The 21,229-nt window shown below is 67.9% G+C and carries 19 protein-coding genes; 9 read left to right on the top strand and 10 right to left on the bottom strand.

All coding sequences use genetic code 11. The annotated features are described in order from the left end of the window. Positions 1–3: 3 nt before the first annotated feature. From gyrA to dnaA, 7 genes are all read right to left on the bottom strand, one after another. Positions 4–2,643: a DNA gyrase subunit A gene (gene gyrA / locus H180DRAFT_RS04840; protein WP_055484711.1), complete on the bottom strand. Its 2,640-nt coding sequence runs from the start codon at positions 2,641–2,643 to the stop codon at positions 4–6. A 103-nt stretch (positions 2,644–2,746) separates the two neighbouring features. After that, positions 2,747–4,843, bottom strand: coding sequence for a DNA topoisomerase (ATP-hydrolyzing) subunit B (gene gyrB, locus H180DRAFT_RS04835; protein ID WP_055484710.1), 2,097 nt, complete (start codon positions 4,841–4,843; stop codon positions 2,747–2,749). Positions 4,844–5,087: 244 nt separating this feature from the next. Further along, the gene (locus tag H180DRAFT_RS04830) at positions 5,088–5,684 is read right to left on the bottom strand and encodes a DciA family protein (protein WP_079099846.1); all 597 of its coding nucleotides are present in this window, start codon (positions 5,682–5,684) and stop codon (positions 5,088–5,090) included. After that, complete coding sequence (gene recF / locus H180DRAFT_RS04825) at positions 5,681–6,868, bottom strand: DNA replication/repair protein RecF (RefSeq protein WP_055484709.1); 1,188 nt, start codon at positions 6,866–6,868, stop codon at positions 5,681–5,683. The genes H180DRAFT_RS04830 and recF overlap by 4 nt, the downstream gene beginning before the upstream one ends. 8 nt (positions 6,869–6,876) lie before the next feature. Further along, positions 6,877–7,809: a phosphogluconate dehydrogenase (NAD(+)-dependent, decarboxylating) gene (gene gnd, locus H180DRAFT_RS04820; RefSeq protein ID WP_055484708.1), complete on the bottom strand. Its 933-nt coding sequence runs from the start codon at positions 7,807–7,809 to the stop codon at positions 6,877–6,879. A 129-nt stretch (positions 7,810–7,938) separates the two neighbouring features. Next, the gene (dnaN, locus tag H180DRAFT_RS04815) at positions 7,939–9,069 is read right to left on the bottom strand and encodes a DNA polymerase III subunit beta (RefSeq protein ID WP_055484707.1); all 1,131 of its coding nucleotides are present in this window, start codon (positions 9,067–9,069) and stop codon (positions 7,939–7,941) included. 810 nt (positions 9,070–9,879) lie between these two features. Continuing rightward, on the bottom strand, positions 9,880–11,883 hold the full coding sequence (dnaA, locus tag H180DRAFT_RS04810) for a chromosomal replication initiator protein DnaA (protein WP_055484706.1): 2,004 nt from the start codon (positions 11,881–11,883) through the stop codon (positions 9,880–9,882). 432 nt (positions 11,884–12,315) lie between these two features. Here dnaA and rpmH point away from each other — a divergent pair, with 432 nt between their 5' ends. From rpmH to H180DRAFT_RS04765, 9 genes are all read left to right on the top strand, one after another. Then, a complete protein-coding gene (rpmH, locus tag H180DRAFT_RS04805) occupies positions 12,316–12,453 on the top strand; it encodes a 50S ribosomal protein L34 (protein WP_028438354.1) in 138 nt (45 codons plus the stop codon). 23 nt (positions 12,454–12,476) lie between these two features. Then, positions 12,477–12,854 (top strand): ribonuclease P protein component, encoded by a 378-nt coding sequence (gene rnpA / locus H180DRAFT_RS04800; protein ID WP_074466631.1) that lies wholly within the window; start codon positions 12,477–12,479, stop codon positions 12,852–12,854. Further along, positions 12,851–13,141: a membrane protein insertion efficiency factor YidD gene (gene yidD, locus H180DRAFT_RS04795; RefSeq protein WP_055484705.1), complete on the top strand. Its 291-nt coding sequence runs from the start codon at positions 12,851–12,853 to the stop codon at positions 13,139–13,141. The genes rnpA and yidD overlap by 4 nt, the downstream gene beginning before the upstream one ends. Before the next feature lie 8 nt (positions 13,142–13,149). Beyond that, positions 13,150–14,274 (top strand): membrane protein insertase YidC, encoded by a 1,125-nt coding sequence (yidC, locus tag H180DRAFT_RS04790; protein ID WP_055484918.1) that lies wholly within the window; start codon positions 13,150–13,152, stop codon positions 14,272–14,274. An 18-nt stretch (positions 14,275–14,292) separates the two neighbouring features. Further along, a complete protein-coding gene (locus H180DRAFT_RS04785) occupies positions 14,293–14,811 on the top strand; it encodes a Jag family protein (protein ID WP_055484704.1) in 519 nt (172 codons plus the stop codon). Beyond that, the gene (gene rsmG, locus H180DRAFT_RS04780) at positions 14,808–15,593 is read left to right on the top strand and encodes a 16S rRNA (guanine(527)-N(7))-methyltransferase RsmG (RefSeq protein WP_254665879.1); all 786 of its coding nucleotides are present in this window, start codon (positions 14,808–14,810) and stop codon (positions 15,591–15,593) included. Before H180DRAFT_RS04785 ends, rsmG begins: the two co-directional genes overlap by 4 nt. Before the next feature lie 253 nt (positions 15,594–15,846). Beyond that, entirely contained in the window at positions 15,847–16,920 is a 1,074-nt protein-coding gene (locus tag H180DRAFT_RS04775; protein WP_074466630.1) for a ParA family protein, read from the top strand. After that, on the top strand, positions 16,917–18,047 hold the full coding sequence (locus H180DRAFT_RS04770; protein ID WP_074466629.1) for a ParB/RepB/Spo0J family partition protein: 1,131 nt from the start codon (positions 16,917–16,919) through the stop codon (positions 18,045–18,047). Before H180DRAFT_RS04775 ends, H180DRAFT_RS04770 begins: the two co-directional genes overlap by 4 nt. Positions 18,048–18,144: 97 nt before the next feature. Continuing rightward, positions 18,145–18,762 carry a GNAT family N-acetyltransferase gene (locus H180DRAFT_RS04765; RefSeq protein WP_055484701.1) on the top strand — a complete coding sequence of 206 codons (618 nt, stop codon included), beginning with the start codon at positions 18,145–18,147 and terminating at the stop codon, positions 18,760–18,762. 182 nt (positions 18,763–18,944) lie between these two features. On the opposite strand, the gene trxA is transcribed toward H180DRAFT_RS04765, so the two are convergent. The 3 genes from trxA to H180DRAFT_RS30265 form a co-directional block, all read right to left on the bottom strand. Then, positions 18,945–19,274: a thioredoxin gene (trxA, locus tag H180DRAFT_RS04760; protein ID WP_055484700.1), complete on the bottom strand. Its 330-nt coding sequence runs from the start codon at positions 19,272–19,274 to the stop codon at positions 18,945–18,947. Positions 19,275–19,341: 67 nt separating this feature from the next. Next, on the bottom strand, positions 19,342–20,361 hold the full coding sequence (trxB, locus tag H180DRAFT_RS04755) for a thioredoxin-disulfide reductase (RefSeq protein WP_055484699.1): 1,020 nt from the start codon (positions 20,359–20,361) through the stop codon (positions 19,342–19,344). A gap of 117 nt (positions 20,362–20,478) precedes the next feature. After that, positions 20,479–20,910, bottom strand: coding sequence for a hypothetical protein (locus H180DRAFT_RS30265; protein WP_254665878.1), 432 nt, complete (start codon positions 20,908–20,910; stop codon positions 20,479–20,481). Positions 20,911–21,229 lie beyond the last annotated feature (319 nt).

Below are 21,229 nucleotides of genomic sequence, written 5' to 3'. Positions count from 1 at the left end.
GCCTTACTCCTCGTCGTCCGGATCGCTCGACGTGGCCGCCGGCTCCTCGCCCAGCAACCCGCCGGGCTCGACAGCCGCCTCCACTTCCTCGGCCTCGCGGCCGGCTTCGGCGTTGCGGGCAACACCGACGACCGCATCCCGCTTGCCCAGGTTGATCAGTTGGACGCCCATCGTGTCACGTCCCGTCTCCCTGACTTCGCTCACGCGTGTGCGAATCACACCGCCACCGAGCGTGATGGCGAGGATCTCGTCGTTCGCCTCGACCACCAGCGCCCCCACCAGGGAACCCCGGTCCTCCACGATCTTCGCGGCCTTGATTCCCAGACCGCCCCGGCCCTGCACGCGGTACTCGTCGACGTTGGTGCGCTTCGCATAACCGCCGTCCGTGGCGGTGAAGACGAACGTACCCGCACGAACGACGTTCATCGAGAGCAGTTCGTCACCTTCACGGAAACTCATGCCCTTCACACCGGAAGTCGCACGTCCCATGGGCCTCAGCGCCTCGTCGGTGGCGGTGAAGCGGATCGACTGGGCCTTGCGGCTCACCAGCAGCAGATCGTCCTCGGAGGAGACCAACTCGGCGCCGATCAGCTCGTCGTCGCGGCCGTCGTCCATCTGCCGGAGGTTGATCGCGATGACGCCGCCCGAACGCGGGGAGTCGTAGTCCTTCAGCGGAGTCTTCTTCACCAGGCCCGACTTGGTGGCGAGCACCAGGTAGGGCACCGCCTCGTAGTCGCGGATCGCGATCATCTCGGCGATCTGCTCGTCCGGCTGGAACGCCAGCAGGTTCGCCACGTGCTGACCGCGCGCCTCCCGTCCGGCGTCGGGAAGTTCGTACGCCTTCGCCCGGTAGACACGGCCCTTGTTCGTGAAGAACAGCAGCCAGTGGTGCGTCGTCGAGACGAAGAAGTGGTCGACGATGTCGTCCTCTTTGAGCTTCGTGCCCCGCACGCCCTTGCCGCCGCGCTTCTGCGCCCGGTAGTCGCCGGTCTTCGTCCGCTTCACGTAGCCGCCACGCGTGATCGTGACGACGATGTCCTCCTCCGCGATCAGGTCCTCGATGGACATGTCGCCCTCGAAGGGGATCAGCTTCGTGCGGCGGTCGTCACCGAACTTGTCCACCAGCGCGCCGAGTTCCTCGCCGATGATCTGCCGCTGACGTTCGGGCGAGGCCAGGATCGCCTTGTACTCGTCGATCTTCGCCTGCAGTTCGTCGTGCTCGGCGGTGATCTTCTGGCGCTCCAGGGCCGCAAGCCGCCGCAGCTGCATCTCGAGGATCGCGTTGGCCTGGATCTCGTCGATCTCCAGCAGCCCCATCAGTCCGCCGCGCGCGTCCTCGACGGTCTGGCTGCGCCGGATCAGGGCGATGACCTCGTCGATGGCGTCGAGCGCCTTCAGCAGCCCGCGCAGAATGTGCGCCCGCTCCTCGGCCTTGCGCAGCCGGAAACGCGTCCTGCGGACGACGACGTCGATCTGGTGCGTCACCCAGTGCCGGATGAAGGCGTCCAGCGACAGCGTGCGCGGCACGCCCTCCACCAGCGCCAGCATGTTCGCGCCGAAGTTCGTCTGCAGGTCGGTGTGCTTGTAGAGGTTGTTCAGCACGACCTTCGCGACCGCGTCCCGCTTCAGGACGATCACCAGCCGCTGGCCCGTGCGCGAGGACGTCTCGTCCCGTACGTCGGCGATGCCGCCGACCCGGCCGTCCTTCACCAACTCGGCGATCTTCAGGGCGAGGTTGTCCGGGTTGACCTGGTACGGAAGCTCGGTCACCACCAGGCACTGGCGGCCCTGGATCTCCTCGACCTCCACCACCGCGCGCATCGTGATCGAGCCGCGGCCGGTGCGGTAGGCCTCCTCGATGCCCTTGCGTCCGACGATCAGCGCGCCCGTGGGGAAGTCCGGGCCCTTGATGCGCTCCATGAGCGCATCGAGCAGTTCCTCGTTGGATGCGTCCGGGTGCTCCAGGTACCACTGTGCGCCGGAGGCCACCTCACGCAGATTGTGCGGCGGGATGTTCGTCGCCATGCCGACCGCGATGCCCGCGCTGCCGTTGATCAGCAGGTTCGGGAAGCGCGCCGGCAGAACCGTCGGCTCCTGGTTGCGGCCGTCGTAGTTGTCCTGGAAGTCGACCGTCTGCTCGTCGATGTCGCGCAGCATCTCCATCGACAGCTGCGTCATCTTGCACTCGGTGTACCGCATGGCCGCCGCCGGGTCGTTGCCCGGCGAACCGAAGTTGCCGTTGGAGTCGACCAGCGGCATCCGCATCGACCAGGTCTGGGCGAGGCGCACCAGCGCGTCGTAGATCGAGGAGTCGCCGTGCGGATGGTACGTGCCCATGACGTCGCCGACGACGCGGGCGCACTTGTAGAAGCCCTTCTCCGGCCGGTAACCGCCGTCGTACATCGCGTACAGCACCCGCCGGTGAACCGGCTTCAGACCGTCGCGGATGTCCGGCAGCGCGCGCGAGACGATCACGCTCATCGCGTAGTCGAGATACGAGCGCTGCATCTCGGTCTCGAGGCTCACGGGATCGACGCGCGAGGCCGCGCCCTCGATCTGCACCGGCGCGGGGTCTCCGGCGACCACCGGTTCGACGCCGTCGCCCTCGGGGACCTCAGGGGTGGGGGAAATCTCGTCGGCCATGGCTCAGCTCAAGTCCTTCAGTGTGTGTGCGGCGCACCGGACTCCGGCGACGGAGTGCGTGCCTGCGGGCGCCACGAGGTGCGACGGGCTCGGATGTCGGGGCTCAGATGTCCAGGAACCGGACGTCCTTGGCGTTGCGCTGGATGAACGAGCGCCTGGCTTCCACGTCCTCGCCCATGAGGATCGAGAACAGGTCGTCCGCCGCCGCGGCATCGTCCAGCGTCACCTGGCGCAGCACCCGGTGATCGGAGTCCATGGTGGTGATGCGCAGCTCCTCGGCGTTCATCTCGCCCAGACCCTTGAACCGCTGGATCGAGTCGTCCTTCATCCGCTTCCCCTGCTCGCGGCCGAGCTGGATGAGGCTGTCCCGCTCGCGGTCGGAGTAGGCGTACTGATGCTCGTCGCGGCCCCACTTGATCTTGTACAGCGGCGGCTGCGAGAGGAAGACGTGGCCCGCCTCCACCAGCGGCCGCATAAAGCGGAACAGCAGCGTCAGCAGCAGCGTGTTGATGTGCTGGCCGTCGACGTCGGCGTCCGCCATCAGAATGATCTTCTGGTAGCGCAGCTTCGCGATGTCGAAGTCCTCGTGGATGCCGGTGCCGAAAGCCGAGATCAGCGCCTGCACCTCGGCGTTCTGCAGCACCTTGTCGATGCGCGCCTTCTCCACGTTCAGGATCTTGCCGCGGATCGGGAGGATCGCCTGGAACTCGGGGTTGCGGCCGGACTTGGCCGAACCGCCCGCCGAGTCGCCCTCCACGATGAAGATCTCGCACTTCGCCGGGTCGTTCGACTGGCAGTCGCTCAGCTTGCCCGGCAGCGACGCCGTCTCCAACAGGCCCTTGCGGCGGGTGAGATCGCGCGCCTTCCGCGCGGCCACGCGCGCCGTCGCCGCCTGGATGCCCTTGCGGATGATGTCGGCGGCCTCGTTCGGGTTGCGGTCCAGCCAGTCGCTCAGGTGCTCGTGGGTGATCTTCTGCACGAAGGTCTTCGCCTCCGTGTTGCCCAGCTTCGTCTTGGTCTGGCCCTCGAACTGCGGTTCCGACAGCTTGACGGAGATGATCGCCGTCAGGCCTTCCCTGATGTCCTCGCCCGTGAGGTTGTCGTCCTTGTCGCGCAGCAGGCGCTTGTCGCGCGCGTAACGGTTGATCAACCCCGTCAGCGCCGCACGGAACCCCTCCTCGTGCGTGCCGCCCTCGTGTGTGTGGATCGTGTTGGCGAAGGAGTACACGCCCTCGCTGTACTGGTTGTTCCACTGCATCGCGATCTCGACCGAGATCATGCGGTCCTTGTCCTCGGCCTCGACGTCGATCACCGTCGGGTGGACCAACTCGCCCTTGCGGGAGTTGAGATAGCGCACGAAGTCGGAGATGCCGCCCTCGTAGTGGTAGCGGACCTTGAGCTGGTTGCCGTCCTCGTCCACATGCTCGGGACGCTCGTCCGTCAGCTCGATCGACAGGCCCTTGTTGAGGAACGCCATCTCCTGGAAGCGGCGCGAGAGCGTCTCGAACGAGTACTCCGTGCTCTCGAAGACCTCCGGGTCCGCCCAGAACGTCACGCTGGTGCCCGTCTCGTCCGTGGGCTCGTTGCGCTTCAACGGCGCCGTCGGGACGCCCAGCTTGTAGTCCTGCGTCCAGCGGTGGCCTTCCGTCCTGATCTCCACCGCCACGCGCTGCGACAGCGCGTTCACCACGGAGACGCCGACGCCGTGCAGACCGCCGGAGACCGCGTAGCCCCCGCCGCCGAACTTGCCGCCCGCGTGCAGCACCGTGAGCACGACCTCGACGGCCGGCTTCCCCTCGGACGGCACGATGCCCACCGGGATCCCGCGGCCGTTGTCGACGACCCGGACCCCGCCGTCCTCGAGCAGCGTCACGTCGATCGTGTCCGCGTGGCCCGCCATGGCCTCGTCGACGGCGTTGTCCACGACCTCCTGGACGAGGTGATGCAGACCACGTTCACCGGTCGACCCGATGTACATGCCGGGGCGCTTGCGCACCGCCTCGAGGCCTTCGAGGACCGTGATCGCGCTCGCGTCGTACGACGGTTCGGCAACCGCGGACACCGGCGACACCGGGGGGCCCACGGGGGGAACCTCGGCGCCGGCGCCGTCGACGAGCGGGGCACCGGTGTCAGTGGGGTTGTTCTCGTACTCGTTGAGATCGCCGGAATCGGCCACGAAGCGCCCTTTCTGGCACAGCACAGACCGGCTCCAGGGTGCGTGGAGCGGCTGCGTCGTTCGACATGTTCCGCAACGGGGCGGGTTCTGCATCAGTGTACCGGTGGCGACGGAGCGAATGGGGGTTTGCGGGCGCCTGAGTCCGCATGTGCCGACCTGAACTGGCGTCCACCGACTCCCCATATGCACACCGGGGGGCCAGAACGCTCACAGGGGCGCTCAGCGCTTCGACCTGTCAACGCCCGATCACCGTGAGCGCCGTCACGGATCACCCGTAGGTGTCCCCCGGCCCCTTGCTACCCGGTGCACGCAAGGGACCACTGCGCGTGCCGGGCGCCTGCGGTCCACGCACCTTCAGGAACGCCACCGTCCCGTCGCCGAGATCCTCGTTCAGGCGCGCGACGAGCCTCGGCGCCAGCAGCCTCAACTGCGTCGCCCACGCCGTGGAGTCGCACCGCACGGTGAGCACCCGCTCCTCCTCGTCGAACCGCTGCGGCTCACAGTGCTGAGCCACCTCCGGCCCGACCAGCTGCGGCCAGCGACCCATCACGCCCCCCACGGCGGCCGGAACCTCCCAGCCCCGCTCCGTGATCAAGCCGCGCACCGCAGTGCCCAACGGCAGCGGGTCACGCCCGTCGCGCCCGGCTCCCGAGCGCGGCACCCGCCCCCTCCGCACGTCCTTCTTCTGCTGCGCCGCCGCACCGCGCGCCCGCGCCTGCTCCTTCGCCGCGCGCAGCGCCACCCGTGCCAGGTCCACACCCGTCGGTTCGGCGGGCTGTGGACGCTCCGCGCCCGGCGGCGCCTGGGCATCGGCCGGTCCCGGTGCCTCCCCGGGAGGCGTCCCGGGAGCGGACTCGTCGCTCATTCCGCAACGACCTCCCCGCCGGCGACGCAGAACCGGGCGCCCGCCAGCACCTCCGGCACGTCCTCCGGCACCGCCGCCGTCACCAGGACCTGCTCACCGGACGCGACCAGTTCCGCCAGCCGTGCCCGCCGCTGCACATCCAGCTCGGCGAAGACGTCGTCCAGCACCAGCACCGGCTCGTTGCCCTCGCTCTTGAGAAGTTCGTACGACGCCAGCCGCAGCGACAGGGCCAGCGACCACGACTCGCCGTGGCTCGCGTATCCCTTGGCGGGCAGCTCCCCCAACTTCAGCACCAGATCGTCCCGGTGCGGGCCCACCAGCGTCACGCCGCGCTCCATCTCCGCGCGGCGCGAATCCCGCAGCGCCGCCAGCAGCCCGTCGTACAGCTCCGCGGGAGAGACGGCGGCGCCCCGGCCGTCGGCGTCGAGGCCGCCGCGGCTTCCGTCCGCCGGTGCCCCCTTGTACTCCAGGCCCACCGGACCGCCACCGGGCGCCAGTCGCTCGTAGGCCTTGTCGGCCAGCGGCCGCAGCGCCGATATCAGCTCCAGCCGCCGTGCCAGCAACTCGGCGCCCACGCGCGCCAGATGCTCGTCCCACACGTCGAGCGTCGAGGTGTCGGCCCCCGCAGACTTCGTCGCGGAAGGTGTCCCCGGACGCCCGCCGTAGCGCCGGGCCATCACCGCCGACTTCAGCAGCGAGTTGCGCTGCTTGAGCACCCGGTCGTAGTCGGAACGCACCCCGGCCATGCGCGGCGACCGTGCGGTGACCAACTCGTCGAGGAAACCCCGGCGTTCACCAGGGTCGCCCTTCACCAGCGACAGGTCCTCCGGCGCGAACAGCACGGTCCGCACGATCCCCAGCACGTCACGCGGCTTGACCTGCGAGGACCTGTTGATCCGCGCACGGTTGGCCTTGCCCGGATTCAGCTCCAGCTCGACCAGCTGCTGCCGGTCCCCCTGCCGGACCAGCGCCCGCACGACGGCACGCTGCGCACCCATCCGCACCAGCGGGGCGTCCGACGAGACCCGGTGGCTGCCGAGCGACGCGAGATAGCCGACGGCCTCCACCAGGTTCGTCTTGCCCTGCCCGTTCGGCCCCACGAACGTCGTCACTCCCGGACCGAGGGACACCTCGGCCCGTTCGTACGACCGGAAGTCGGCGAGCGACAGATGCGTGACGTGCATCGGAACCGTCAACCACCCACAGGCGGAAGGACGTCGGCGCCCGGGGTGTCGCCGTCCATAGGGGCGCCGCTCGCCGAGACGGCGTGGCCGCCGAACTGGTTGCGCAGCGCAGCGACCATCTTCATCTGCGGCGAGTCCTTCTGCCGGGACGAGAAGCGGGCGAAGAGCGACGCGGTGATCGCCGGCAGCGGTACCGCGTGGTCGATCGCCGCGTCGACCGTCCAGCGTCCCTCGCCCGAGTCGGCGGCGTAGCCGCGCAGTTCGGCCAGGTGCTCGTCCGAGTCCAGCGCCTTGACCGCGAGGTCCAGCAGCCACGAACGGATGACGGTGCCCTCCTGCCAGGAGCGGAAGACCTCACGTACGTCGGTGACCGAGTCGACGGCCTCCAGAAGCTCCCAGCCCTCGGCGAAGGCCTGCATCATCGCGTACTCGATGCCGTTGTGGACCATCTTCGCGAAGTGCCCCGCACCGACCTTGCCGGCGTGCACGGATCCGAACTCGCCCTCCGGCTTGAGGGCGTCGAAGACGGGCTGCACACGGGCCACATGGCCGGCGTCGCCCCCGTACATCAGCGCATAGCCGTTCTCCAGGCCCCAAATGCCGCCGGAGACACCGCAGTCGACGAATCCGATGCCCTTCGCGGCGAGCTCCTCCGCGTGCTGCTCGTCCTCCGTCCAGCGGGAGTTGCCACCGTCGACGACGATGTCGCCGGGGGAAAGCAGCTCTGCCAGCTGGTCGATGGTCGACTGCGTGGCTTCCCCTGCAGGGACCATCACCCACACCACGCGCGGTCCCGCGAGCTTCGCCACCAGCTCCTCGACGCTCCGCACATCCGCGACGTCGGGATTGCGGTCGTAGCCGATGACGGTGTGGCCGGCCCGGCGGATGCGCTCGCGCATGTTGCCGCCCATCCTGCCGAGACCGATGAGACCGAGCTCCATCAGTGCCCCTTCTTTCACGATTCGTACCTGGGCCCGAGCCTACGCCCACAGGGGTTGCGCACACCTGTGGACGGGGGCCGCTCAGACGTTGTTGACCAGGGGCGACGGCCGGGCACCGAGGGAGGGGCTTCAGCCCGACAACCGCACAGGCATGATCAGGTACTTGTATGCGTCGTCCGCCTCGGCGTCCTTCGCGGGCTTGCCGCTCAGCAGCGCAGGCTTCGTCGACGTGGTGAACGAGAGCTGGGCCACGGGGGAGTCGATCGCGCTCAGACCCTCCAGCAGGAAGCCGGGGTTGAAGGCGATCGAGACGTCGTCGCCCTCCAGCTCGGCGTCCACGCGTTCCACAGCCTGTGCATCGTCGCTCGACCCCGCCTCCAGGGTCAGAACACCCTGCTCGAAGCTCAGCCTGACCGGGGTGTTCCGCTCGGCGACCAGGGCGACGCGCTTGACCGCCTCGACGAAAGGCGCGGTCTCGATCACCGCGACGGAGTTGAACTCCGTGGGGAACAGCGTGCGGTACTTGGGCAGATCGCCCTCCAGCAGCCTGGTCGTCGTGCGCCGGCCCGCGCCCTCGAAGCCGATGAGCCCCTCGCCGGAGCCCGAACCCGACAGAGCCAGCGAGACGTTGTCGCCGCCGCTGAGGGACTTGGCCGTCTCCAGCAGCGTCTTGGCCGGGACGAGCGCCACCGAGGACGCGTCGGGCGTCTCCGGCTTCCACAGGAACTCACGCACGGCGAAGCGGTACCGGTCCGTCGAGGCCAGCGTGACGGTGTCGCCCTCGATCTCGATCCGCACACCCGTCAGCACCGGCAGCGTGTCGTCACGGCCGGCGGCGATCGCGACCTGGGCGACCGCGGAGGCGAAGACCTCGCCGGGCACCGTGCCGGTGGCGGTGGGCATCTCGGGGAGCGCCGGGTACTCCTCCACAGGCAGTGTGTGCAGGGTGAAGCGGGACGAGCCGCAGGAGACCGTCGCCCGTACACCGTCTGTGGAAATCTCCACGGGGCGGTTGGGGAGCGAGCGGCAGATGTCGGCGAGCAGACGGCCCGAGACGAGAACCGTGCCCTCCTCCTCGACCTCGCCCTCGACCGAGACGCGGGCCGAGACCTCGTAGTCGAAGCCGGAGAGGCTCAGGGAACCGTCCTCGGCCTTCAGCAGCAGGCCCGCAAGGACAGGCACGGGCGGACGGGCGGGGAGGCTCTTCGCCGCCCAGGCCACCGCCTCCGCGAGTACATCGCGCTCTACCCGGATCTTCACCTTCAGCCGCCTCCTGCTGTTGCTGGCTGCTCGCCCTGCCGCCTGTTCTCGTCGGCTCGTTGCCGGGGACCAGTCTGACGCACGCTGCCGACAGTCGGCGTGGGTGTGGGTCAAGTCGTTGCGGGGTGGGTAGGAGAGGTCCGGCGAACGTTGTGCACAGCCCCCGCTTCGAAACAGATTCCGCGCTATATATCCGTGGTCGTAGTAGTAGGGCTTGTGGAAACCGTGGACAACTCCGTTTTCCCAGCTCAGTGCGCGAATTCTGTCCACCGCCCCTGTGGGCGCGACCAGTGGACGGACAGCCGTTTCTGTGGACAGCCGAAAGTTCTGCACACCCGGTGCACAGCCCCGTGCCACTTCCCCACAGCGGGTTCCACAGTTTTCCCCACCTTTCCCACAGGGGGGATCGGGGGTCGGATGTGACGCCTTTCACTCGAACCAGTGAGCAGGCGCGTTGAGTTGCCGAACAGTGGACAGCCCTGTGGAGAAGCTGGGGACAAGAACGCTCAGGCTGTGGGCGGCCGGTGGACGAAGCTCTCCTCGTCCCCGAGGCGCGATTGAAGGTCCACACCCTGTGGAGCGGCTTGCTCACAAATCCACACCCTGGTGACCTCCACGGATCAGTCATCACAGGCCTCTTCTGTGGACGCGATCGGGACAACTTCTTCGGCCCACAGGGTGTGGACTCCTCATTCGCCCGTTACCTGTGGAGCCGGCCCTCCCCGGCTTCCGGATTCGAACAGCGAAGAGTCCCCGAGGAGTTGGCTCCCAGGGGGCTCATGACAGCGCGCCGCGCAGTGAGCGGCGCGCTCAGGCGTTCTTGATGCGGTTGGTCAACTCGGTGACCTGGTTGTAGATGGAGCGCCTCTCGGCCATCAGCGCCCGGATCTTGCGGTCCGCGTGCATGACCGTCGTGTGGTCGCGGCCGCCGAACTGGCTGCCGATCTTCGGCAGGGACAGGTCAGTCAGCTCGCGGCACAGGTACATGGCGATCTGCCGCGCGGTCACGAGGACCCGGCTGCGTGAGGAGCCGCACAGATCGTCCACGGTGAGGCCGAAGTAGTCGGCGGTGGCCGCCATGATGGCCGACGCGGTGATCTCCGGGGTGGCGTCCTCACCACCCGGAATCAGGTCCTTGAGGACGATCTCGGTCAGACCGAGGTCGACGGGCTGCCTGTTGAGCGAGGCGAACGCGGTGACCCGGATGAGAGCACCCTCGAGTTCCCGGATGTTCCGCGAGATCCGCGACGCGATGAACTCCAGGACCTCGGGAGGTGCGTTGAGCTGCTCCTGCACCGCCTTCTTGCGGAGGATCGCGATGCGCGTCTCCAGCTCCGGCGGCTGCACGTCCGTGATCAGACCCCACTCGAAGCGGTTGCGGAGCCGGTCCTCCAGCGTGACGAGTGCCTTCGGAGGCCGGTCGCTGGAGAGGACGATCTGCTTGTTCGCGTTGTGCAGCGTGTTGAAGGTGTGGAAGAACTCCTCCTGCGTCGACTCCTTGTCGGCCAGGAACTGGATGTCGTCCACGAGCAGGATGTCCATGTCGCGGTAGCGCTTGCGGAACGCGTCCGCCTTGCCGTCGCGGATGGAGTTGATGAACTCGTTGGTGAACTCCTCCGAGCTCACATAGCGCACCCGCGTGCCCGGATAGAGGCTTCGCGCGTAGTGGCCGATCGCATGCAGCAGGTGCGTCTTGCCGAGGCCCGATTCCCCGTAGATGAAGAGCGGGTTGTACGCCTTGGCCGGTGCCTCGGCGACGGCGACCGCCGCGGCGTGGGCGAAGCGGTTGGAGGCCCCGATGACGAACGTGTCGAAGAGGTACTTCGGATTCAGCCGGGCCGTCGGCTCACCGGGACCCGTGGCCGGCGCCGGCTGCGCGGCGAGAGGCCCCGGAGCTCCGCTGGACGCCGGGAGCTGGGACGGGCCGTCGTAGCGCGGCGCCGGGGGCTGGCCCTGGGGAGGCACCTGCGCCTGCTGCATCTGACCCTGGGGAGGCGGCAGTTGCTGCTGCGCGCGGCGCTGGTGTTCGTAGGACTCGTACGACGGCTGGTGCCGCTCGTACTGTTGCTGGTGCGGCGCCCGGTGCTGGTCGTAGTGCTGTTCGTACGACTGCGGCTGGTGCTGCTGCTGTGACTGCTGTGGGTGCGCCTGCTGCTGCGCGTGATGCGGCTGCTGGTTCTGGGGCGCGTACTGGTCGCGATGGTGCTGCGGCCAGGCACCGGTCTGCCGTGGCGCCTCCGGGTAATCCGGATAGGCGGGGCGGGGGCTGGGCAGGTCGCGGGCCTCGTAGCCCTCGTACCTGTTGCCCCTGTATCCCCCGCCGTTGTCGTATCCGCCGCCCTCGTATCCCCCGCCGTTGTCGTATCCGCCGCCGCGTTCCTGGCCGCCGGGGCCGGCGCCCTCGTGAGGGGACGGGGTGTGCTGAGCCGGTACCGACGGTGCGGCGGGCTGCGAGTCCGCTCCGGCCGAGGCTGCTGCGGCGGCCGAGGTATCGGTGCCGGCGTCGCCGGCGGTGCCACCGGCGGCCTGGGCGGACGACTCCGGCGCGGGCCCGGTGACGGTGATCGCGAGCCTGATGGGCTGCCGGCACTCGCGGCTGAGGGCGTCGCTGATCACCGGCGAGAGACGGCCTTCGAGAACGCCCTTCGCGTATTCGTTCGGAACCCCGAGGAGAGCAGTGCCCGACACGAGGACGAGCGGCTGGGCCTCGCGGAGCCATCGCTGGTCCTTGGCTTCGACGCCCTGGCCCTCCGAGAGGAGATGCTCCAGTACTCGTGGCCACACTGCGGCAAGATCGGCAGGCAGGTCAGCCACGGGTCACGCTTCTCTCACTCGCTGGGTGTGATGCTTCGGTGAAGCCGGCCAGATCCCACGAATGTGTGGTTCTGAGGACGGTCGGGAGGGATGGGAGTTCAATCACGGTAGTCAGGGCGACGCGCACCATTCAAGTCGTTGTCCACAGGCTGTGCACGAGTGGCGTGCGGGCCCCGCCGAAGGCCTTGGAACGGGCCCTCGGTGGTTTGACCGAATGGCGTAGGCCCGCGTACCGTAACGAGGTCGAGTTGTCGACGGCTGCTGCCGCATGCCTCCGATGGGCAGGATCCATGAGACTCTTCACGGATCATGAAGCGGTGCACACTCGGGCGTTGCGAGCTACTCGTGGGCGCACGGTGACAGCCTGTCGACGCCACACACGCCCATCTCCCGCGGTCGCCGCGGGACACCAAGCTTTCCTGGAGCCCCCGAGTGAGCAAGCGCACCTTCCAGCCGAACAACCGCCGCCGCGCGAAGACCCACGGCTTCCGGCTGCGCATGCGTACCCGTGCCGGCCGCGCGATCATCGCGAACCGCCGCAGCAAGGGTCGCGGCCGCCTGTCGGCCTGAACGCCTGACCACCGGTCCATGACGTGCTGCCTACCGAGAACCGGCTGAGGCGGCGCGAGGACTTCGCGGCCGCGGTTCGCCGAGGACGCCGGGCGGGCCGCCCGCTTCTCGTCGTCCACCTTCGCAGCAACAGCAACTCATCGGACCCGCACGAGGCGGGGGGAGAGGCTCCCCCGGCGCGTGCGGGTTTCGTCGTGAGCAAGGCGGTCGGCAACGCGGTGGTGCGCAACCGCGTCAAGCGACGGCTGCGGCACCTGGCGCGCGACCGAATGGACGAGTTGCCGCCAGGTAGCCTGGTTGTCGTACGGGCGTTGCCGGGCGCGGGTGAAGCAGACCATGACGAGTTGGTGCGCGACCTGGACGCCGCTTTGAAGCGGCTGCTTGGAAGGCCTCCGTCATGAAGTACCCCCTGATGTGGTTGATCAAGTTGTATCAGTGGACCATCAGCCCGATGCTCGGGCCGGTGTGCCGGTACTACCCGTCGTGTTCGCACTATGGCTACGCGGCCATCGAGCGGCACGGCGCCGTGAAAGGTACGGCACTGACGGCCTGGCGCATCCTGCGCTGTAATCCCTGGTCCCCCGGTGGCGTCGACCACGTCCCCGCCCGGAAGCATCCGGTTTGGCACCAGCGGCTGCGTTACCGCTGGCAGCAGTACCGGACCCAGTCCAACGCCCAAGGAGCCTGATGAACTTCCTGGACACGATCCTGAGTCCTCTCTATACCGCTGTCTCCTGGATCATTGTCCAGTTCCACTCGCTGTTCAGCCTGGTCTTCGACCAGAGCAGCGGATGGGCCTGGGGTCTGTCCATCTTCTTCCTGGTGGTGCTGATCCGGATCTGCCTGATCCCGCTCTTCGTGAAGCAGATCAAGTCGACCCGGAACATGCAGGCGCTCCAGCCGAAGATGAAGGCGATCCAGGAGCGCTACAAGAGCGACAAGCAGCGTCAGTCCGAAGAGATGATGAAGCTGTACAAGGAGACGGGTACGAACCCGCTCTCCAGCTGCCTTCCGATCCTCGCGCAGTCGCCGTTCTTCATCGCGCTCTTCCAGGTGCTGAACCACATCGCGAACAACCGGCCCGTGGGCGTCCTCACCGCGGAGCAGGTGGACAGCGCCCGTAACGCATCGGTCTTCGGTGCCCCGATCGCGGCGAAGTTCCTGGACAGCGCGGACAAGGTCGCCGAGCTGGGGGCCGCACTGACGGATGTGCGCGTCGTCACAGTGATCATGATCGTTCTGATGTCGGCGTCGCAGTTCTACACGCAGCGCCAGCTGATGACGAAGAACGTCGACCTGACGGTGAAGACGCCGTTCATGCAGCAGCAGAAGATGCTGATGTACGTCTTCCCCATCATGTTCGCCGTCTTCGGGATCAACTTCCCCGTGGGTGTGCTCATCTACTGGCTCACGACCAACGTCTGGACGCTCGGGCAGCAGATGTTCGTCATCAAGCGCAATCCCACGCCGGGCTCCCTCGCGTACAAGGAGCGTCAGGAGAAGCTGCGCGCCGCGGGCAAGCTGAAGGAGGACCCGAAGGAGGTCGAGACGCGGGAAGCCGTTGAGGCGGCACGCGCACGGCGTCAGCAGCCCAAGCGGCAGAGCAAGTCCCAGCGCCAGCAGGGAAACAAGCCCGGCGGCTCGGGTGAACCGACTTCGCTGGAGAAGCAGGATTCCGGCGGCGAGGCTTCCACGGGAAGCTCCGGTGGCGCGACGGCCGGCCAGCAGCCCAAGAAGGCCGGGCAGAAGCCGGGACAGAAGAAGTCGGGGCAGCAGCGCAAGGGTGGAGCGCAGCGTCCCAAGCACCCCTCCAAGAAGTAGCGAGAAGGAGCCCACGGCGTGACGGAGACCACGGACACCACTGGTACGACCGCCCAGAACGAGGGGGACACCCTCTCCCACCTGGAGCAGGAGGGCGAGATCGCGGCGGACTACCTCGAGGGCCTTCTCGACATCGCCGACCTCGACGGTGACATCGACATGGACGTCGAGGCCGACCGCGCCGCGGTGTCGATCATCAACGACGGGTCCAGTCGTGATCTCCAGAAGCTGGTGGGGCGCGAGGGTGAGGTCCTGGAGGCGCTCCAGGAGCTGACGCGCCTCGCGGTACACCGTGAGACGGGTGACCGCAGCAGGCTGATGCTGGACATCGCCGGCTTCCGGGCCCGCAAGCGTGAGGAACTCGCAGAGCTGGGGGCCAAGGCGGCGCAGGATGCGAAGGGCTCCGGGGAGCCCGTGAAGCTGCGGCCGATGACGCCCTTCGAGCGCAAGGTCGTCCATGACGCGGTGAAGGAAGCGGGGCTGCGCAGCGAGTCCGAGGGCGAGGAGCCGCAGCGCTGCGTGGTAGTGCTGCCGTGACGGACGGGTCGGTGGGGCAGGCCGGGCCGCCCGAGGGGGGTCCGGCGGAATTCAGCGAGCTGTCGGAGCTCGCGGAGCCGCCTGAGGCGGCAAGGAAGCTCTTCGGCGACCAACTCCCGGACGTGCGGCGCTATGCGGAGCTGCTTGCGGACGTAGGCGTGCGCCGTGGCCTCATCGGGCCCAGGGAAGTGCCGCGACTGTGGGAGCGGCACCTTCTGAACTGCGCGGTTCTCTCGGAGATCGTGCCGGAAGGCGTGACGGTCTGTGACGTGGGTTCGGGTGCCGGCCTGCCCGGAATCCCTCTGGCCCTCGTGCGCCCCGACCTCGAGATCACGCTGCTGGAGCCTCTGTTGCGGCGCACGACCTTCCTCGAGGAGGTGGTCGAGCTGCTGGGTCTGGAACACGTCTCGGTGGCGCGCGGTCGTGCCGAGGAGATGCTCGGGGCGCTTCAGCCGGTGCATGTCGTGACTGCCCGGGCGGTCGCTCCGCTGGACCGGTTGGCGAGCTGGGGCATCCCGCTGCTCCGCCCGTACGGAGAGATGCTGGCGATCAAGGGCGACACGGCCGAGGAGGAGCTGAGGGGCACCCGCGACGCGCTGCACAAGCTCGGTGTCGTGGAGACCTCGGTGGTCCAGGTGGGCGACGGCGTGGTCGATCCCCTGTCGACCGTCGTGCGGGCGGAAGTCGGGGAGAGCCCCGGCGGAGTGCGCTTCGCCGCGCGCCGGGCGAAGGCTCAGAAGGCACGGGGGCGTGCGGCACGCGGTGGGCGGCGCAGGCGCTGAGTATCCCGCAGAACGGGATGTCCGCTTACTCCAAAAAAGCTCTTAAGACTATGCGTTACGGTGTGTCGTCCTGGTGTGCGGTGCCCGAGTGTGCATCGTGTTTCACGTGAAACGCCGCTCTCTCTTGCAAGGAATCATCAGCCGCGGTCGCGCTCAAGCCATGCAGCGCGACCGGAAATCCTCGTCCAAGCCCCGCTCCTCGGTGGATTCATCCACAACTGAGCGGGGCTCGCTGGTTCATGACACCGAAAACATGGCAGGCTCTGTTCAGCACGAGCCTTATGTCGAGGAGAGTGAACCGTTGCGGTCCGACGCCAATACCGCGGGACCGATGGCCGACCCGGTCCCCGGCCCCCGTTCAGAATCGGTGGAGGTTTCACGTGAAACGCCGCCACCGATGGACGATACGCCGATCGGTCGCGCCGCCCAGCAGGCGGTAGAGGCGATGAACCGTGCCGGTGAGGGCCTTCCGAGGCCTGAGCAGACACGGGTCATGGTCGTGGCCAACCAGAAGGGTGGAGTCGGGAAGACCACCACCACCGTGAACCTGGCCGCCTCCCTGGCCCTCCACGGTGCCCGAGTCCTCGTGATCGACCTTGACCCTCAGGGGAATGCGTCGACGGCCCTCGGGGTCGACCATCATTCGGAAGTGCCGTCGATCTACGACGTCCTGGTCGAGAGCATGCCGCTGGCCGACGTCGTCAAGCCCGTACCGGACGTGGAGGGGCTCTTCTGTGCACCCGCCACCATCGATCTCGCCGGTGCGGAGATCGAGTTGGTGTCGCTGGTCGCCCGGGAGAGCCGTCTCCAACGCGCGCTCAGTGCATATGAGCAGCCGCTGGACTACGTCCTGATCGACTGCCCCCCGTCCCTCGGTCTGCTGACGGTCAATGCCTTGGTCGCCGGTGCCGAGGTGCTCATCCCGATCCAGTGCGAGTACTACGCCCTGGAGGGTCTGGGACAGCTGCTTCGGAACGTCGATCTGGTCAAGGGCCACCTCAACACGCGACTGCATGTCTCGACGATCATCCTCACCATGTACGACGGCCGGACCCGGCTTGCCTCACAGGTCGCGGATGAAGTCCGCAGCCACTTCAGCGCCGAGGTGCTGAGGACGAACATTCCGCGCTCGGTGCGCATCTCCGAGGCCCCCAGTTACGGCCAGACGGTCCTGACCTACGATCCTGGATCGAGCGGTTCGCTGTCCTACTTGGAGGCTGCTCGTGAGATCGCGCTGCGGGATCCGAATGTTCAGCAGCGTCACGAGGAGTCGGTACAGCAGCTGCAGCAACAGCAGAACAGCACCATGCCGGAGGGGACGCAGTGAGTGATCGACGTAGGGGGCTGGGCCGGGGTCTGGGTGCTCTGATCCCGGCGGCGCCGGCGTCCGGAGATGAGGGGAGCCCGACGGTTGACGCCAACGGGGCCACCTCGCCGAGCGCCGTCCCCGTGATCCCACCGGATCGTGGTGTGGCGGCGGCCAAGGTGACCGCGTTGCCGGACAGCGAGGCGCACGACGACGTTCCACGTGAAACACCGGGGTCGGACGGTGAAACCGCGCCGAATGAAGTCGTGCCCGCCGGAGCACACTTCGCGGAGATTCCGCTGGAGGCCATCACACCCAACCCTCGTCAGCCTCGTGAGGTCTTCGACGAGGACGCACTGAGCGAGTTGGTCACCTCCATCAAGGAGGTCGGTCTCCTCCAGCCGGTCGTCGTACGTCAGTTGGGGCCGGAGCGGTATGAGCTCATCATGGGTGAGCGCCGCTGGCGGGCCTGCCGTGAGGCGGAGCTGGAGCGGATCCCCGCGATCGTCCGGGCGACCGAGGACGAGAAGCTGCTTCTCGACGCGCTCCTGGAGAACCTCCACCGGGCGCAGCTGAACCCACTTGAGGAAGCCGCCGCCTACGACCAGCTTCTGAAGGACTTCAACTGCACACACGACCAGCTTGCCGACCGCATCGGCCGCTCCCGCCCTCAGGTCTCCAACACCTTGCGGCTGCTGCGGCTTTCACCGTCTGTGCAGCGGCGGGTGGCCGCCGGGGTGCTCTCGGCCGGGCACGCTCGTGCGTTGCTGTCGGTGGAGGACGGTGGCGAGCAGGACCGCCTGGCTCACCGCATCGTCGCCGAAGGGCTCTCGGTGCGGGCGGTGGAGGAGATCGTCACGATGGCGAGCGGCGCCACCGCGAAGAGTGCGTCGAAGTCGAAAGGCCCTCGTGCGGGGAAGCGCGTGTCCCCCGCACTGGACGATCTGGCCGGCCGGCTCTCGGACCGTTTCGAGACCCGCGTAAAGGTCGACCTCGGCCAGAAGAAGGGAAAGATCGTCGTCGAGTTCGCGTCCGTCGATGACCTTGAGCGCATCCTCGGACAACTGGCCCCGGGTGAGGGCCGCGTGCTGGGACAACAACTGACTGCGGAGTCGGAGGAGGCCGAGGCGGAGGAGGGCACGGACTGAGGCGGTGCGCGTGGCCCACGCGAACGTGGGCTTCGGATGCTCCGATACCCGCCCGCAAGAACCGGTTCGAACGTCGCCCCATGGATACGATGGATCCATGGGGCGACAGCTCGTTCCGCTGACACTGGACAACCTCACGGATCTTCCCGGGCGTTGCCGCGCCTGCGTGTTCTGGGAGCTTGATCCCGTCAGTGGTGAGGCCGCGGTACGAACCGGTCGGCCGGAGGTTGAGAAGGAGGCATGGATCTCCGCGGTTCTGCTGGAGTGGGGGTCCTGCGGGCGTGTGGTCTATGTGGACGAGAAGCCGGTCGGTTTCGTTCTGTACGCGCCTCCGGCGTACGTCCCCCGGTCGTTCGCGTTCCCGACGAGCCCGGTCTCCCCTGATGCCGTGCAGTTGATGACGGCCTCGCTCATGCCGGAGTACCGGGGGCAGGGACTGGGGCGCGTCATCGTGCAGACGGTGGCCAAGGACCTGCTGCGGAGAGGCTTCAAGGCGATCGAGGCGTTCGGGGATTCACGCTGGGCGGAGCCGGAGTGTGTGGTCCCTGCCGACCATCTGCTGGCGGTCGGCTTCAAGACCGTCCGACCCCATCCCAGGTTTCCGAGGATGCGGCTCGAGTTGCGTTCGACGGTCTCCTGGCGTGAGGACATGGAGCGCGCGCTCGACCAACTTCTCGGGGCGGTGCAGAAAGACCCAGTTCTCCGTCCTCTGTGACTGAGACCGGAGGCGGACTGCCGACAGACGCCCGACTGGCAACGCGGCATCGCTCGGTACGGCGTACGTGGAGCGGCAGTCCCTGCGCGGGGTTCCTGCGCGTCGGTTTCACGTGAAACGGCCCGGCGATGTACGCCGGGCCGTTTCACGTGTGTCAGTACGGCGGCTTCCGCCGCGCTCGCTCAGCCGATGAACTCGGCGAGGTCCTTCTCGATCGCCGCACGCGGCTTCGCACCGACGATGGTCTTCACGACCTCGCCGCCCTTGTAGACGTTCATCGTCGGGATCGACATGATCCCGTACTTGGCGGCGACAGCCGGGTTCTCATCGATGTTGAGCTTCACGACGGTGAGCTTGTCGCTGTTCTCCTCGGCGATCGCCTCCAGAGAGGGGGCGATCTGACGGCACGGACCGCACCAGGCGGCCCAGAAGTCGACGAGCACAGGCTTGTCGCTCTTGAGCACGACATCGTCGAAGTCTGCGTCGGTCGCGGTCACGGTGGCACCGGCCATGGTGGTTCTCCTCGTTTCTCGTGATGGTGCGTGTTGCGCTGATGTCTGCGTTGGCTGGCGGCTGACCCTAGAGCGCCGCGGCCTCGGCCTCCGCTGCCTCTTGGGCTTCTTCGGCCTTCTCGGGTTCGGCGACGTGGTCGCTGTGGGCGCCGTCGAGTTGGGCGGCGAGGTAGCGCTCGGCGTCCAGGGCGGCGGAGCAACCGGTGCCGGCGGCGGTGACGGCCTGCCGGTAGGTGTGGTCGACGACGTCGCCCGCGGCGAAGACTCCGGGGATGTTGGTGCGGGTGGAGGGGGCGTCGACCTTCAGGTAGCCCTCCTCGTCCAGTGCGAGTACGTCCTTGAACAGCTCCACGCGGGGGTCGTGGCCGATGGCGACGAAGAGGCCCGTCACCGGGAGCTCGGAGGTCTCACCGGTCTTGGTGTCCCGGAGAGTCAGGCCGCCCAGCTTGCCGTCCTTCTCATGGATCGTCTCGACCTCGCTGTTCCAGGCGAAGGTGATCTTCGGGTCTGCGAACGCTCGCTCCTGCATCGCCTTGGAGGCGCGGAGCGTGTCGCGGCGGTGCACGACGGTGACGGAGTCGGCGAAGCGGGAGAGGAACGTCGCCTCTTCCATTGCCGTGTCCCCGCCGCCCACGACGGCGATGTTCTGGTTGCGGAAGAAGAAGCCGTCACAGGTGGCGCAGTAGGACACGCCGCGGCCGGACAGCTCTTCCTCGCGGGGCAGGCCCAGCGAGCGGTACGCGGAGCCGGTGGAGACGATCACCGTGCGGGCGCGGTGGACCGTGCCCGCCGAGTCGGTGACGGTCTTGATCTCGCCGGAGAAGTCGACGGCGGTCACGTCGTCCGGGATCAGCTCGGCGCCGAAGCGCTCCGCCTGGCCGCGCATCTGGTCCATGAGCTCCGGGCCCATGATCCCGTCCGAGAAGCCCGGGTAGTTCTCGACCTCGGTGGTGTTCATCAGAGCACCACCCGCTGTCACGGACCCCTCGAAGACCAGCGGCTTCAGCGAAGCCCGCGCGGTGTACAGCGCAGCCGTGTAGCCGGCGGGCCCTGAGCCGATGATGATCACGTTACGGACGTCGCTCACGGGTGTATTCCTTGTCTGCCGACTGCTTTCCGTCTGTGAGGATCTCACCCCACCCAACGGATCCTAGAGGGCAGACATTCCCGCTGTGGCGCCTGTAAGGGCTCGGGTCGAAGTGTGTCAGCGGCGGATGTAGCTGTGCCTGGTCAGCACCTCTCCCGGGCCGCTGCCCTCGTTCCGGACACAGGACGGGTCGACGACGTAGGCGTCCACGCGCTTCGGGTCGTCCTCGTTCGGGAGAACGACGAGGAAGGCGGTACCCCCCTTGTACGGTGCGTGCTGGTCGATCGCGAGCGGTGGCGTCCCAGTGCGGCCGATGCCGGCGCGCACGCAGGAAGGCAGCGAGGTGGTGCCTCCCGCGAGCGGCGTGTTCCCCTGGCTCTCCTTGGTCTTGAAGTCGCGGGACGGCGAGTTTCCGGTCCCTTCGGAGGACCCACCGGACTCACGCTTCGCGAGTAGACCCTGGACATGCTTCTCGAGGGCGCTTCCGGCCTGGGCGCTGTTGCTTGCCTCAGGACCCGACCCGGCGGTCGGGGGTGCGGAGTCATTCATGGACTGCACGACGAGACCGCCGAGCCCGAGTGCGACGACCGCACCTGCCCCAACGAGGATCGCTGACCGCCACCGGCGTACGCGGCGGGCCGGCCTGTGACGCCCGGGCCCGCTGCTGCCGGCCGTGGGGCGTCCTGCCGGACGGTCGGCGGGACGGCGCGAAGCGCTTGTTTCACGTGAAACGGCGCCCGCGGCGTACCTATGGGACGCTGCGCCGCGCCCAGCGTGCTTTCCGTACGGGGTGCGGCCGTGGGAAGCCTGATCGGTTTCACGTGAAACCGCGGAGCTGTCGCCAGGCGAAGAAGTGAGCATGGCTTCG

The sequence above is a fragment of the Streptomyces sp. WMMB 322 genome (assembly GCF_900090145.1).
Taxonomy (GTDB): Bacteria; Actinomycetota; Actinomycetes; order Streptomycetales; family Streptomycetaceae; genus Streptomyces.
Note: the sequence above shows the minus strand (reverse complement) of the source record. Positions and strands in the feature narration are given on the sequence as shown.